This is a genomic window from Longimicrobium sp. (genome assembly GCF_036388275.1).
GTDB lineage: Bacteria > Gemmatimonadota > Gemmatimonadetes > Longimicrobiales > Longimicrobiaceae > Longimicrobium.
In genome coordinates this window covers 66,907-81,046 of record NZ_DASVSF010000022.1, presented here as the reverse complement: position 1 = coordinate 81,046, position 14,140 = coordinate 66,907, and the positions used below count along the sequence as shown (strand labels likewise).

11 protein-coding genes are annotated in these 14,140 nt (G+C 70.2%); 3 read left to right on the top strand and 8 right to left on the bottom strand.

Going from position 1 to position 14,140, the window contains the following annotated elements; translation table 11 throughout:
• Window positions 1-201: 201 nt before the first annotated feature.
• Complete coding sequence (locus VF632_RS06485; RefSeq protein WP_331022049.1) at window positions 202-3,378, top strand: response regulator; 3,177 nt, start codon at window positions 202-204, stop codon at window positions 3,376-3,378.
• Window positions 3,375-3,752, top strand: a complete 378-nt coding sequence (locus tag VF632_RS06480; protein WP_331022048.1) for a response regulator — start codon at window positions 3,375-3,377, stop codon at window positions 3,750-3,752. The genes VF632_RS06485 and VF632_RS06480 overlap by 4 nt, the downstream gene beginning before the upstream one ends.
• A gap of 48 nt (window positions 3,753-3,800) precedes the next feature.
• On the opposite strand, the gene VF632_RS06475 is transcribed toward VF632_RS06480, so the two are convergent.
• The 8 genes from VF632_RS06475 to VF632_RS06440 form a co-directional block, all read right to left on the bottom strand.
• Window positions 3,801-4,424, bottom strand: coding sequence for a double zinc ribbon domain-containing protein (locus VF632_RS06475; protein ID WP_331022047.1), 624 nt, complete (start codon window positions 4,422-4,424; stop codon window positions 3,801-3,803).
• 49 nt (window positions 4,425-4,473) lie between these two features.
• A complete protein-coding gene (locus tag VF632_RS06470; RefSeq protein ID WP_331022046.1) occupies window positions 4,474-5,175 on the bottom strand; it encodes a class I SAM-dependent methyltransferase in 702 nt (233 codons plus the stop codon).
• A gap of 2 nt (window positions 5,176-5,177) precedes the next feature.
• Window positions 5,178-6,677 (bottom strand): hypothetical protein, encoded by a 1,500-nt coding sequence (locus VF632_RS06465; protein WP_331022045.1) that lies wholly within the window; start codon window positions 6,675-6,677, stop codon window positions 5,178-5,180.
• Window positions 6,674-7,252, bottom strand: a complete 579-nt coding sequence (locus VF632_RS06460) for an aminodeoxychorismate/anthranilate synthase component II (protein ID WP_331022044.1) — start codon at window positions 7,250-7,252, stop codon at window positions 6,674-6,676. The genes VF632_RS06465 and VF632_RS06460 overlap by 4 nt, the downstream gene beginning before the upstream one ends.
• Window positions 7,253-7,496: 244 nt before the next feature.
• The gene (locus VF632_RS06455; protein ID WP_331022043.1) at window positions 7,497-8,672 is read right to left on the bottom strand and encodes a DUF2911 domain-containing protein; all 1,176 of its coding nucleotides are present in this window, start codon (window positions 8,670-8,672) and stop codon (window positions 7,497-7,499) included.
• An 87-nt stretch (window positions 8,673-8,759) separates the two neighbouring features.
• Window positions 8,760-9,170, bottom strand: coding sequence for a hypothetical protein (locus VF632_RS06450; RefSeq protein WP_331022042.1), 411 nt, complete (start codon window positions 9,168-9,170; stop codon window positions 8,760-8,762).
• A gap of 96 nt (window positions 9,171-9,266) precedes the next feature.
• Window positions 9,267-10,355 (bottom strand): pyridoxal phosphate-dependent aminotransferase, encoded by a 1,089-nt coding sequence (locus tag VF632_RS06445; RefSeq protein ID WP_331022041.1) that lies wholly within the window; start codon window positions 10,353-10,355, stop codon window positions 9,267-9,269.
• Complete coding sequence (locus VF632_RS06440) at window positions 10,352-11,701, bottom strand: APC family permease (RefSeq protein ID WP_331022040.1); 1,350 nt, start codon at window positions 11,699-11,701, stop codon at window positions 10,352-10,354. Before VF632_RS06440 ends, VF632_RS06445 begins: the two co-directional genes overlap by 4 nt.
• 217 nt (window positions 11,702-11,918) lie before the next feature.
• Here VF632_RS06440 and VF632_RS06435 point away from each other — a divergent pair, with 217 nt between their 5' ends.
• Window positions 11,919-14,117, top strand: coding sequence for an ATP-binding protein (locus tag VF632_RS06435; protein ID WP_331022039.1), 2,199 nt, complete (start codon window positions 11,919-11,921; stop codon window positions 14,115-14,117).
• The last annotated feature ends 23 nt before the right edge of the window (window positions 14,118-14,140 follow it).

Here is a 14,140-nt window from a genome sequence, read left to right as displayed (position 1 = left end):
GTCGGGAGGGATTCCGGACGGTTGGCCGACTGCTCCAAGATAAAGCTGCAGGTGAAGGTTTGCAAAGAGGCGCCGGCCGAAGCGGCTCCGCCGGGCGCGCCGAACGATCTCTCGTCGGGTGGAAGCGGAGGCGGTATGTTGCGAGCGCGCGCTGGCGGGAGGATGCTTGCGCGCAGCGGGAACCCATGGAAAAGGCGACGGATGAAACGCGAACGGCTGGTGCCCGACATCGAGACGTACGCGCAGGACATCGTGGATACCGTGCGTGAGCCCCTGCTCATGCTCGACACCACCCTCCGCGTGCGCAGCGCCAACCGCGCCTTCTACCAGACCTTCCGTGTTTCCGCGGAAGAAACCGAGGACCAGCTCATCTACGAGCTGGGCAACGGCCAGTGGGACATCCCCGACCTGCGGACCCTGCTCGAGGACATCGTCCCCAAGAACTCGGTGTTCGACGACTTCGAGCTGGAGCACACCTTTCCGGCAATCGGGCGGCGGGTGATGCTGCTGAACGCCCGGCAGCTGCGTGCCGGCGGCCACGGCGAGCTGCTGGTGCTGGCCATGGAGGACGTCACCGAGCGCCGGCGCGCGGAAGCGGACCTGGAGGCCATTGACGCCTACGCCCAGGACATCGTCGACACCGTCCGCGAGCCGCTGCTGATCCTGGACCCGTCGCTCCGCGTGCGCAGCGCCAACCGCGCCTTCTACCAGACCTTCGAGGTGGGGGCGGAAGAAACGGAGAACCAGCTGATCTACGAGCTGGGCAACGGGCAGTGGGACATCCCGGCGCTGCGCACCCTGCTGGAAGACATCATCCCCAAGAGCTCGGTGTTCAACGACTTCGAGCTGGAGCACACCTTTCCCCAGATCGGGCGGCGGGTGATGCTGCTGAACGCCCGGCAGCTGCGCGCCGGCAGCCATGACGAGCTGCTGGTGCTGGCCATGGAGGACGTCACCGAGCGCCGCCGCGCCGAGGCGGAGCTGGAGGCCATCGAGACGTACGCGCAGGACATCGTGGAAACCGTCCGCGAGCCGCTGCTGATCCTGGACGCGTCGCTCCGCGTGCGCAGCGCCAACCGCGCCTTCTACCACACCTTCGAGGTGGGGGCGGAGGAGACGGAGAACCAGCTCATCTACGAGCTCGGCAACGGGCAGTGGGACATTCCGGCGCTGCGCACCCTGCTGGAAGACATCATCCCCAAGAGCTCGGTGTTCAACGACTTCGAGCTGGAGCACACCTTTCCCCAGATCGGGCGGCGGGTGATGCTGCTGAACGCCCGGCAGCTGCGCGCGGGGAGCCACGACGAGCTGCTGGTGCTGGCGCTTGAGGACGTCACGGAGCGCCGCCGCGCCGAGGCGGACCTGGTGGCCATCGAGACGTACGCGCAGGACATCGTGGAAACGGTCCGCGAGCCACTGCTGATCCTGGACGCCTCGCTCCGCGTGCGCAGCGCCAACCGGGCGTTCTACCACACGTTCGAGGTGGGGGCCGAAGAGACGGAGGGCCAGCTCATCTACGAGCTGGGCAACGGCCAGTGGGACATCCCCGACCTGCGCGTGCTGCTGGAAGACATCATCCCCACGCGGTCGGTGTTCAACGACTTCGAGCTGGAGCACACCTTTCCCCAGATCGGGCGGCGGGTGATGCTGCTGAACGCCCGGCAGCTGCGCGCCGGCAGCCACGGCGAGCTGCTGATGCTGGCCCTGGAGGACGTGACCGAGCGGCGGCGCGCCGAGGAGGAGGTGGCGGAGGCCCGCGAGGCGGCGGAGTCGGCGAACCGCTCCAAGAGCCAGTTCCTGGCCAACATGAGCCACGAGCTGCGCACGCCGCTGAACGCCATCCTCGGCTACTCGGAGATGCTCCAGGAAGAGGCCGACGAGCAGAGCCTGGGATCGTTCACGGTAGACCTGGGACGCATCAACTCCGCGGGGAAGCACCTGCTGGCGCTGATCAACGACATCCTGGACCTGTCGAAGATCGAAGCGGGGAAGATGGAGCTGTTCGTGGAGCGGTTCGACCTGGCCGAGCTGATCGACGAGGTCGCCTCGACGGTACAGCCGATGGTGCAGAAGAACGCCAACACCCTGAAGGTGGTGCGCGTCGCCGGCCTGGGCGAGATGCGGGCGGACCAGATGAAGGTGCGGCAGGCGCTCTACAACCTGCTTTCCAACGCGGTGAAGTTCACCCAGGGCGGCACCATCACCCTGAACGCCGACCGCCAGCTGATGGACGGGGGCGAGTGGATCGTGTTCCGGGTGGCGGACACGGGGATCGGGCTGAGCGACGAGCAGCTGTCCAAGCTGTTCCTGGACTTCAGCCAGGCCGACGCATCCACCACGCGCCGCTTCGGGGGGACGGGGCTGGGGCTGGCCCTCACCCGCCGCTTCTGCCAGATGATGGGCGGCGACGTTTCCGTGCAGAGCGTGCTGGGCGAGGGGAGCGTGTTCACCATCAAGCTTCCCGCGCTGATGCAGGAGAGCGCGCCGGAGGGCGACGGGGCCCGGGCCGGCGCCTTCGTGGCTTCGCGTGCCGGCGAGATCCCCGCGGGCGGCGAGGCCCCGCCCGGAACGCGCTACGTGCTGGTGATCGACGACGACCCCGCTCCGCGAGAGCTGCTGCAGCGCTACCTGACGGAGGAGGGGTTCGCCGTTCGCACCGCGGCCAGCGGGTCCGAGGGGCTGCTCCTCGCGCGCACCCTGCACCCCGCCGCCATCACGCTGGACGTGATGATGCCGGAGATGGACGGCTGGAGCGTGCTCAAGGCGCTGAAGGAAGACCCGGAGCTGCGCGGCGTCCCCGTCATCATGCTCACCATGGTGGACGACCCGGAGCGTGGATTCGCGCTGGGCGCGGCCGAGTACGCCACCAAGCCGGTGGACCGGAGCCGCCTGTCCGCCACCCTTCGCCGGTATGCGCGCCCGGGGCCCGAGTCGCTGGTGCTGATGGTGGAGGACGACCCGGCGACGCGTGCGATGATGCGCAACGTGCTCGACAAGGAAGGGTGGCGCGTCTGCGAGGCCGACGACGGCCGGGCCGGGCTCCGGTGCATGGAGCGGGAGCGCCCCGACGTGATCCTGCTGGACCTGATGATGCCGGAGATGGACGGCTTCGAGTTCGCCGACCAGGTGCGCCACCACCCCGAGTGGCGCAACGTGCCCATCATCGTCATCACCGCCCACGACCTCAGCGCCCGCGACCGCCAGCGGCTGAGCGGCTACGTAGAAACCATCCTGCAGAAGACGGGCGACTCGCACGAGTCGCTGCTGTCGCGCGTGCGCGAGCTGCTCGACGACTTCGCCGTTCCCCGCGGCGCGAGGACCACCCCCACTGGAGACGAAGCGGCGCGGCCGGCGCCTGACGCTTCGGGTACGCGATGAAGAAGATCCTGCTGGTGGAAGACAACGAGATGAACCGCGACATGCTGTCGAGGCGCCTGGAGAGGAAGGGCTACGACGTGGTGGTCGCGGTCGACGGGCAGGACGGGGTGGACAGGGCCGCCAGGGAGCTGCCGGACCTGGTGCTGATGGACATGAGCCTCCCGGTCCTGGACGGATGGGAGGCCACGCGGCGCCTGAAGGCCACGCCGGCTACGGGCCACATTCCCATCATCGCGCTCACCGCGCACGCCATGGCGGGCGACCGGGAGCACGCCATGGGTGCCGGGTGCGACGACTACGACACCAAGCCGATCGACCTGGCGCGCCTGCTCACGAAGATCGAGAATCTCCTGGCCCGGCACGCCCGGGGCTGACGTCGGGCCGGTTCGCCGGACCTCGCGGCCCAACGACGCGGCGGCCGCTCAGGCCTTTTCGCCGCACTCCGGGCAGAACTTGGCGCTGGACGGCATCTCGGCCGAGCAGCCGCCGCACGTCTTGTTCAGCGAGAGCGCCACGCCGCACTCGGGGCAGAACTTGCCCCGCCCCGCGGGCGCGCCGCAGTCGCGGCAGCTGACCACGCGCTGCTCCAGGTCTGCTTCGCTGACGCTGGCCTTTTCGTACGCCACCTCGCGGGCGCGGGCGATTTTGGCTTCGCGGTTGATGGCGGCCAGCTCGGGATCCAGCCGCGGCACGCACGAGATGCAGGTGCCCTCGTCCTCGTTCCAGCAGTTGTCGCAGTTGTGGTTGGCGCACCGCGGGCAGCGGTGAAAGTGCTCGCGCGCGCTCGTCACCGCCTCGCGCAGCGCCGTGTCGCGGGCCTTGGACCAGCCCGCGTTCCGCACGTGCGACAGCGCGTTGCGCGCGCTGCCGAAAATGCCGCCGAACAATCCCTCCGCCGCGCCCAGCAACCCATCCGCCGTTCCCGCCGCGTACCGGTCGAACTCCGAGCGCCAGGCTTCGCCGCAGTGCTCGCAGTGGAACTCGAACTGAAAGCCGCTGTCGGTGGACAGGTCGTTGTAGTTGTCGGAGATCTGGATTTCGCTCATGGGAAGGTCTCGCGCGGTGGGTGGGGCGGGCAGGTGTACGGGGTGCAAGCTAAACGGGAGATTCCCCCGGCGACAGGGTCATTTGCATCACGCAGGTGAGGATCAGCGAGGCGGGGCGGCCGGTGTTCGGGTGCAGGGGCTCGCGCAGGTTCGCGAGGGCGTAGCCCGCGGCCGCGATTACGTCCGTCCACGATTCCAGGGTGCGGAAGTACCAGGGCATGGGCTCCGCAAAGCCCTCGCCGAAGCCCTCGAAGGTTTCCGTCCGCCATCCGTCCTCGTAGCGCCCCTCGCCCGCCGCGGTCCACGGATGCACCGTCTGGATGACCAGCGCCCCGCCGGGATGCAGGACGCGCCGTAGCGCCGAGAGCAGGGGGACGGGATGCTCGTCCAGCAGGGCAAAGTTGCAGACGACAGCGTCGTACTCCCCGCCGGCGAGCGCCGGGTCCGCCGCCAGCGCGTCGTAGGCCAGGGCGTGGAACTCTCCCCCGCCCGCCCGGCGCGCCGCGTCCACCAACTCAGGCGAAACGTCGATCCCCACGACGCCGATCCCCTGCTCCGCCAGCGCCCTCGCCAGCCACCCCTCACCGCAGCCCAGGTCCAGCACCCGTTCCGGCCGGCGCTCCAGCACCGTGCGGACGATGGCGACATCGGTCACCAGCCGCCGGCTCTCGATCCCTCCCTCGCGCACGGTGCGGGTCCACGCCTCGGCGTTGTGGCTCCAGCTACGGACGAGCGCGTCTTCCCGGCTCACGCTCAAAACTGCGGGAGGGAGATGCCGAAGCTGAGGTTGGGTTCGAAGTCGGCCGGGTTCACCAGCACGCGGGCGTAGATGAAGGGGAAGACGATGCCCACCCCGGCGTTCTGCACCCAGTCCGGCGACGCATCGCCCACCCACGCCGCGCCCACCGCGTGCCCGATCTCCAGGCTGGGCGAGCCGACGTACGGCAGCACCAGGCGGGGATACGGGATCAGGTAGCTGGACTCGATGAAGGCCAGGTGGTCGCCGCGGAACGCCGCGATCTCTTCCGTGGGCAGGGTGCCGCTGCCGCCCAGGATGCCGAAGCGCTGCGGCGGCGCCCCGCCGCCCAGGGGCATCATCCCGCGGAAGTACACGCGCATGGTGTGCGTGCGCAGCGCCATCGCCCAGTAGGTGCCCTCCACCAGCGCCTGCGTGAACGTGGCGTCGCCCGCCCCCTGCAGCGCGTGCTCCAGGTTCACCTGGCCGTCGAAGGTGGAGGTGATGCCGCGCCAGTGGTACTCGGTGCCGGCGATGGCGGAAACGATGGTGCCCTCCCGCGCCTCCATGTTGGGCCGGTCCAGCCCGTCCCCGAACAGCGACCACGGGTCCTGGGCCTCCAGCCGCCGGTCGCGCGACGCCTGCACGCCGAAGCGGGGCCCCAGCCACGACTCGCCCGCGATCAGCGGCTTGCCCACGGGGCGCTCCACCATCACGCGCAGCACGTCGGCGTCCCAGTAGTCGCGGTAGTCGTTCCCGAGCACCAGCGCGTGCAGCGAGTTGGTGATGTCGCCGTATATCCACGCGTCGTTGGTGCGGGTGGCGCGCGAAAGCTCGGCCGTCAGGTGGATGTTCTCGCGCCCCAGCGGCAGGTCCGCCCGCACGCCGCCGCCCAGGTGGTTTTCCTGCTCGAACCGGTACGAGCCCCACACGTTCAGCCGCGGGCCGCCGCGCCGGCGCGTGGGGTGGATGTTGGCGCTGGCGGAGAGCGTGAGCCCGTTGACGCGGTCGTACGTGGGGAACGGGCCCACGGCGGGGGCGAAGAAGGCCGGGCGCGCGGGCGGGGTGACCGTCACCGAGGCCGTGTAGGTGCCGTCCGCGGCGGGAACGGTGGCGATGGCGACGCGGGTGGTGGGATCCTGCCGGAAGATGGAGTCGCGCTCCAGGATGGCCAGCCCCGACGGGTACACCCCGCCGTCCAGCACGGCGACGGCACCGCCCACCCTGCCCCCCGGGCGAATCCAGAAGTCGCCGCCGAGGACCGCGACGGAGCCGTCGACGTTGCCTTCGAGCTTCACCTCGGCGTCGTAGATCACCAGATCGCCGGGGGTGCGGAACTCCGGCCCCAGCACCGTGTCGCGGTCGATCCACACGTACGTGCGCCGCGCCAGGATTTCCCGTGCGCGGCGTACGGCCGGCGAGTCGTCGTCGCCGGCGATGTCCGGCACCTGGGCCGCGGCGGGCGCGGCCAGCAGCAGCCCGGCTGAAAGGAGAAACGCCCGGAAGATGCGCGTCATCCCATCCGCAGGAAGTTGCGCAGCAGGTCGTGCCCGTGCTCGCTGGCGATGGACTCGGGGTGAAACTGCACGCCCCACACCGGGTGCTCGCGATGCCTCACCGCCTGGATCTCGTCCTCCCACCCCTCCTCCTGCGTCCAGGCGATCGCTTCCAGCTCGTCGGGAAGCGTGCTCGGCTCGATGACCAGCGAATGGTAGCGCGCCACCGTAAGCGGCGAGGGCACGCCCGCGAAGATCCCCTCGCCGTGGTGGCGGATGGGCGACGTCTTGCCGTGCATCACCCGCCGCGCGCGCACCACGTCGCCGCCGTACGCGGCCCCAATGGACTGGTGGCCCAGGCACACGCCCAGGATGGGCGTGGTGGGCCCCAGCTGCTTGATGACGTCCACCGACACGCCGGCCTCGGCCGGGGTGCACGGCCCGGGAGAGATCACGATTCGTTCCGGCGCCATCTCGCGGATCTGGTCCACCGACAGCTCGTCGTTGCGCCGCACTTCCATCTCCGCCCCCAACTCGCCCAGGTACTGCACGAGATTGAAGGTGAAGCTGTCGTAGTTATCGATAACCAGTATCATGAGATAGGCGCATTCGCCTGATGTGATTCGTAGATGGTCCTGGCGAGAAACATCGGCCACGTCCCTCGTCTCGCCGCTCCCGAAAAGTCACACCCCGTGCCAGGGCCGCGCAATGCCGGCCGACGTCCGGAGCTGCACGGGCGAATGAATTCGCTGCAACGACCACACGAAGTCCACCTTCGTGGACTGGCTTGCTGTGGCGTGGGTTGCGGGCCGTGGCGCGCCTCTCATCCAGCGGCCAGAACTACCGGACCCGGAAGGGGACGGTGAATGCACTGCGGTCCCAGATGATGCGCAGGGTTCCGCCGTTCCCGGCGGGCTCCACGTCGATGGTGAACGCCTCCACCGGCTCGGCGTGCGTCGTCCGCGTCATGCGCACGCGGCCCAGGTCGCGCGCGGCGTCGTAGGTGGTGCCGCCCTGGCCCGTCTGCCGGTTGACGATCAGCCATCCGCCGTCCTGTTCCGGGATGGTGTACAGCGTGTACTCGCCCGGCGGCACCACGAGGTCGCTGCACGGGTCGTCGCCCAGCACCAGCGTGCGGTCGGTGGTGAAGTGCGTGGCGCGGTTGGCTCCCGTCCTCCACACCTGCCCCCACGGCACTACCTGCCCGAAGATTTCGCGCCCGCGCCGCATGGGCGTGCCGTAGTCCACCAGGATCTGCGCGCCGGCCACGGTAGCTTCCTCGCGGCCGCGTCCGGATAGCTCGCCCACACCGCGTCCCTCGCGGTCGGCGCGGGCCCAGCGCGCGGCGGGCTCCTCAATTTCCAGCCACGGTACGCGCGTGACGATCACCTTACGCGTGGTCCCTGCGGCGTCGAGGGAAAGCAGCCGGCCTTGCGCGTCCACCCGCGCGACCGACGGTCCGCGCAGGGGATGCGTGAGCGTCCATCCCCCGCCCTGCGCCGGCGCCACGCCGTACGCCAGCGAGCGGCCGCCCACCAGCATGGGCTGGGTGCCGCCCTGCCCGCCCACGGCCCGCATCAGCGCCAGCTCGAAGGGCCAGTGCACCAAGTCTACCCACGGCAGCGCATCGGCCGTGGCCTCGACGCGGCTCGTGGCCACGGAATCGCCCAGCGTCACCGTGCGCGTCCATCCGCCTTCCACCGCCTCGTACACCTCCGTGCGAACGGGCGTTTCCGGCGTGGCGGGATCGAACATCCGCTCTGCAAACCGGCGCATGCGGCCGTCCGGCGCCAGGTCCATCTCGTAGCGGCGGTGCGTGGTGCGCGGCGAGCGAACGACGGCCTCGGCGGTGATGCGCGTCGGCGTGCGCGTCCACCGCTCCAGAGCCAGCGTGTCGCGCCCCAGCACGGTGACCAGCGCCGCGCTGTCGGTCTGCTGCGCGGCGGCGGGTGCGGCGGCCAGCAGCGGCAGCGCGCAGGCTACGGACAGGAGAGGGCGTGTCACGATCGATCGCATCGTTCGGCTCCTGGTGGGTCACGGGTCTCGGTCGATGTCGCCACGCAACCTAACCGGGGCGCGCGGCGGCACAAGCGGGGCCGCCCCTCAACTCCCAAGCAGCCGGCGCTCGCGCCGCAGAACGCGCAGCCGCAGGCCGATGGCGGAGATGGCGAAGCCCGCCATCCCATAGAGCATGGCCAGGGCGGGCTCGCCCGTGGCCACGAGGGCGACTCCCCCCGCTGCCAGTGTTCCGAGCGTGGTGCCGCCCACGGCCAGCCCCAGTGGTACGTGCCGCATCAGCAGCCATGCCGCGACAGGCCCCAGTACGGCGCCCAGCACGCCCCCGAAGATGACGGAGATCTGCAGCAGCAGGCTCAGGTCGTTGAGCGTGAAATGAAAGGGCCCACCGTCGAACATCCCCCACGCGATCAGCACGACCATCCCCGCGATCGTCCCGAACACTCCGCCCGCCACCATCAGCCCCGCCGTCACCGCGGCGATCCGCTTGATCCGCATACCACCTCCTGTGCTTTGGAAGAGTACTTTGCATTACAAAGCAATGTGCAGCGCTACGCCTCTGCCGTCAAGGGATCTGTGTCGCGGGAGAGATGATCAGCCGCGCAGGTCGTCCAGCGTGTGGCCGAGGCGCGCGAGGCCTTCCGCGAACGTCGCTGGCGCCACGCCCAGGCCGATGCGGACGTGGTCCGGCGCGCCGAAGAAGCTGCCGGGGACTACCGCGGCGTCGTAGCGGTCGTGCAGCAGGGCGCAGAGCGGGTCCGCATCCCCTGTCCGCAGGCGCGGAAAGCTGACGGTTCCGTGCACGTGCGGGGCGACGTCCAGCTCCTGGCGCGTCGCGTAGAATGCGTTCAGTGCGGCTGCGTTGGCATCCAGGAGCGTCCGCGAACGGCGGGCGAGCGCATCCAGGTTATGGAAGGCAGCCAGGGACATCCGCTCGGCCGCGTGCACGCCGATGTTGTTGAACAGCTCCATCAGCCGCCACATCCGTTCCGCCAACTGCGGCTCGGCGAGCACCCATCCGCAGCGCAGGCCGTTGAGCCCGTAGACCTTGGTGAGGCTGTTCGTGGACACAAAGGCCGGACCCAGGTGGAACGCCGTCCGCGGCTCCGGCTCCCACAGCGCGTCCAGGTACACCTCGTCCACGATCACCCGCGCGCCGTACGCCTCCGCGATGTCGCCGATCCGTCGCAGCGCGTGGTCATCCGCCAGGGCGCTGCTGGGGTTGTGGAGGTTGGTGATGACGATGGCCCGCGTGCGGCCGGTCATCCCCCGCTCCACCGTGGACGGATCCAGCCGGAAGCCGTCCTCCGTGCGCCGGGTAAAGTGGCGCACCTCCGCGCCCAGGTACCGCGCGACGGCGACCAGCGGCTCGTACGTCGGATACTCGATCAGCACCTCGTCCCCGGGCTGGACGAGCGCGGCGAGGGCCAGGTGGTTGGCCATGGACGTGCCCATCGCCGCGACCACGCACGCCGGATCGACGCGATATCGATCCGCGATCGCCTGCTGCAGCGGCGCATAGCCGTACGCACCCGTGCCGCTGATCTCCAAATCCTCCACCGTCACCGGCAGCTCGTCGATTGAGACGTACGGCACGCCGCTGGAGGTGAGATCGTATCGGACCGGCGCGCGCGTCTTGGCCCAGCGCAGGTACTCGCTGCCGTACGGGCGCACGCCGGTCATGCCTCGCGCCTGCGCCAGAGGAGGTAGACGGGAAGTCCGGTGAGCATGATGCCCAGCCCGATGGCGCTGTCCACGGGCGCCTCCAGCACCGTGCTGATGACGATGAGCGCCGCGGCGGCGATGAACAGCGCCGTCGTCAACGGATGCCCGGGGATGCGCGCCGATCCATCGTCGTCATCACCCGCGCGGCGGCGGAAAAGGAAGACGGCGCCCGCGGTGAGGCCGAAGAACACCCAGTCCACCGCGACGACGTAGCTGAGGATCTGCTCGTAGCTGCCGGAAAGCGCAATCAGCAGCGAGAGCGCGCCCTGCAGCAGGACGGCGACGACTGGCGCCTGCGTGCGCGGCGACACCCAAGCGACGGAGCGGAAGAACAGTCGGTCCTCGGCCATGGCGAAGTACACGCGCGGCGCCGTCAGCATCCCCTGGCTGAGGAAGCCGAGCGTGGAGATGGCGATGCCCGCCGCGATGATCGTCGCCCCCGTGGGGCCGAACGCCAGGCGCATGACGCTCGACGCGGGCGCCGTCGTCTCCGCCAGCCCCGCCGCGCCCAGCGCGTGCACGCACGCCAGCGTAACGCCGACGTACAAGGCGATCACCCCCAGGACGCCGATCAGCAGCCCGCGGGCAAGGTCGCGCCGCGGGTTCTTCATCTCGCCCGCGACGAAGCTGGCCGTCTGCCATCCCCCGTACGAGAACATCACCGGCGTCATCGCCGCGCCGAACGCCAGCAGCACGCTCCCGCCGCCGACGGCCGGGGCCGCCGCGGGGGCCGCATCCGCCGGTCCCGTCACGAAGAACAGCCCGGCCGCCACGAGCGCCAGGATGGCGGCGATCTTCAGCACCATCAGCGTGTTCTGCACCGTTCCACCGGAGCGCACGCCCATGCAGTTCACCGCGGCCAGCAGCGCGATCCCCAGCCCGGCGATCACCGGCTCCCCGATCGGCACCTGCGTGACCTCGCGGAAATAGCGCGCAAACGTCACCGCGACGGCCGCCATGCCGCCCGTCTGAATGACCAGCAGCAGCGCCCACCCGTAGACGAACGCCACGGCCGGGTGGTAGGCGTCGCGCAGGTACGCGTACTGGCCACCCACGTGCGGGCGCCGTGCGGCGAGCTCCGCGTACACGAACGCGCCGGCCAGCGCGATGAGCCCGCCCGCGAGCCACGCGCCCACGATCAGCGCCGGCGTGTGCACGTGGCGCGCGACGACGTACGGCGTGACGAAGATGCCGCTGCCCACGATGCCGCCCATCACGATCATCGTGGCGTCGAACAGGCCCAGGCGCCGGGCCAGCCGTGGCGCCTCGGGACGGGCGGATGCGGGGGCGGGCGTGGAGTTCACGGGAGGCGGAACGGTGCGGGTCGGGAGGCGGACCGGAGATTGCGCGACAGAATCAGCCCCCGGCCCGGCCGGGCGCAAGGGCACACCATTCCCCAACCCGATGAAGGGCCGTTCCTTGCATAAGGGCAGCGACACTTCCACCGGCAGCTCGATGAACCCAGCAGACACGGCGGCCCCGCGGCCGAGTGCAGACCTCGTATTTTCCGGCTCCAGCGAAATGGCGCGTCTGTGCCGCGCCACCGACTGGGCGTCCACGCCCCTGGGACCCGTCGAGCAGTGGCCGCAGAGCCTGCGGACCGCGGCGGGGATGGTGATCGAGCAGGGGATCGCGCAGAGCCTGTGCTGGGGGCCGGAGCTGGTGCAGATCTACAACGACGAGTACCGCGTGATCATGCGCGACAAGCACCCGTCGGGGCTTGGGCGCTCGGTGCTGCTGAACTGGGCCGAGATCGCGGAGTTCATCGCGCCGCTGTTCCAGCGCGTGATGGCGGGAGAAACGGTGTTCTTCGAGGACCAGCCCTTTCGCGTGGAGCGTGGCGGGGTGATGGAAGACGCCTACTTCACTTTTTCGTACAGCCCCGTGCGGCTGGAGTCGGGCGAGGTGGGCGGCGGGCTGATCAACTGCTTCGAGACCACCCGGCAGGTGCACGCCCGCGCCCTGCAGAAGGAGCGCGACGCGCTGTACGATTCGCTGGTGTTCGAGCGCTCGCGGCTGGAGTACGTGTTCCAGCACGCGCCTGCGTTCCTGGCCGTTTTGCGCGGCCAGCAGCACGCCTTCGACCTGGTGAACCAGGCGTACTACCAGCTGGTGGGCCACCGCGACATCGTCGGCAAGCCGGTGCTGGACGCGCTTCCCGAAATCCGCGGGCAGGGGTTCGTGGAGCTGCTCGACGGGGTGCTGGCAACGGGCGAGCCGTTCCTGGGCCGCGAGCTTCCCGTGATGCTGGCCCGCACGCCCGGCGCGCCCCCGGAAGAAAAGTTCATCGACCTCACCTACCTGCCCCTGGTGGAGGCGGACGGAACGCGCTCCGGGATCATCGCGCACGGCCACGACGTGACCGCGCAGGTGCACGCCCGGCGCGAGGTGGAGCGCCTGCTGCGCGAGAGCGAGGAGGCCCGCAACGCGCTGCAGGAGGTAAACCACCGGCTGGAGCTTCAGCGGCTGGAGCTGGAAACGGCCAACCACCAGCTGCAGGAAGGCGCCGTGGAGCTGGAGGCCCAGGCCGAGGAGCTGCAGAGCACGGCCAACGCGCTGGAGGCGCGCACCCGCGAGACGGAAGCCGCGCGCGCCCAGGCCGAGCGCGCGCGCGAGCACCTGGCGCGGGTGATCGACCAGGCCCCCGTGGCCATGTACATCGCCACCGGGCGCGACCACGTGTTCGACATGGTGAACGCCCCATACGCGGCGATGGTGGGAAGGCGGCGCGAGGACATGCTTGGGCGCCCCGGCCGAGAGGTGTTTCCCGAGTTCGTACCGCAGGGCGTGTTCGAGGTGATCGAGCAGGTGTACGACACCGGCGTGCCGTACCGGGCCGCCGCCACCCCCGCCACCTTCGACGCGGACCGCGACGGGGTGGCCGAGACTCACTACTTCAACCTGGTGTACCAGCCGCTGCTGGACGTGGGGGGCGCGGTGTACGCCGTGGCCCTGGTGGCCACCGAGGTGACGGAGCTGGTGCAGGCCCGCGAGGCGGCCGAGGCGGCGCAGCGCGACGCGGAGCTGGCCAACCGGGCGAAGGCCGACTTCCTGGCCAGCATGAGCCACGAGCTGCGCACCCCGCTGAACGCCATCGGCGGGTACGTGGACCTGATCGACATGGGCATCCAGGGGCCGGTGACCCCGGAGCAGCAGGCTGCCCTGGCCCGGGTGAAGGCCAGCCAGCAGCACCTGCTGGTGCTCATCAACGACGTGCTTTCCTTCGCCAAGGTAGAGGCGGGCACCATCGAGCTGGACCTTCGTCCCCTGGGCGCCCGCGAGCTGGTGGCCGGGGTGGAGCCGCTGGTTTCGCCGCAGGCCCAGGCCAAGGGGATCGCCCTCTCCGTAGACGGCAGCGGCCCCGAGCGCCAGCTGCTGGGCGACGAGGAGCGCGTCCGGCAGATCCTGCTGAACCTGGTGGGCAACGCCATCAAGTTCACCCCCGCGGGCGGGTCGGTGCAGCTGTCCATCGGCGGCGACGCGGAGTGGGTGCGCATCTCCGTTCGCGACGACGGGCCGGGGATCGCCATCGAGAAGCAGCAGGCCATCTTCGACCCGTTCGTGCAGGTGGAGCGCCGCTTCAGCAACCCGCGCGAGGGGGTTGGGCTGGGGCTGGCCATCAGCCGCGACCTGGCGCGCGCCATGGGCGGCGACCTGGGCGTGGTCAGCACTCCCGGCGTGGGCAGCACCTTCACCGTTCAGCTTCCCGCGGCGGCTTGATGGATGCGTCCCTGCCCTGGATT

Coding starts and splice junctions, on each gene's coding strand:
- VF632_RS06450 (WP_331022042.1), bottom strand. CDS start 9,170: ATGCGGATCAAGCGGATCGCCGCGGTGACGGCGGGGCTGATGGTGGCG.
- VF632_RS06445 (WP_331022041.1), bottom strand. CDS start 10,355: ATGACCGGCGTGCGCCCGTACGGCAGCGAGTACCTGCGCTGGGCCAAG.
- VF632_RS06465 (WP_331022045.1), bottom strand. CDS start 6,677: ATGACGCGCATCTTCCGGGCGTTTCTCCTTTCAGCCGGGCTGCTGCTG.
- VF632_RS06455 (WP_331022043.1), bottom strand. CDS start 8,672: ATGCGATCGATCGTGACACGCCCTCTCCTGTCCGTAGCCTGCGCGCTG.
- VF632_RS06480 (WP_331022048.1), top strand. CDS start 3,375: ATGAAGAAGATCCTGCTGGTGGAAGACAACGAGATGAACCGCGACATG.
- VF632_RS06485 (WP_331022049.1), top strand. CDS start 202: ATGAAACGCGAACGGCTGGTGCCCGACATCGAGACGTACGCGCAGGAC.
- VF632_RS06460 (WP_331022044.1), bottom strand. CDS start 7,252: ATGATACTGGTTATCGATAACTACGACAGCTTCACCTTCAATCTCGTG.
- VF632_RS06475 (WP_331022047.1), bottom strand. CDS start 4,424: ATGAGCGAAATCCAGATCTCCGACAACTACAACGACCTGTCCACCGAC.
- VF632_RS06435 (WP_331022039.1), top strand. CDS start 11,919: ATGGCGCGTCTGTGCCGCGCCACCGACTGGGCGTCCACGCCCCTGGGA.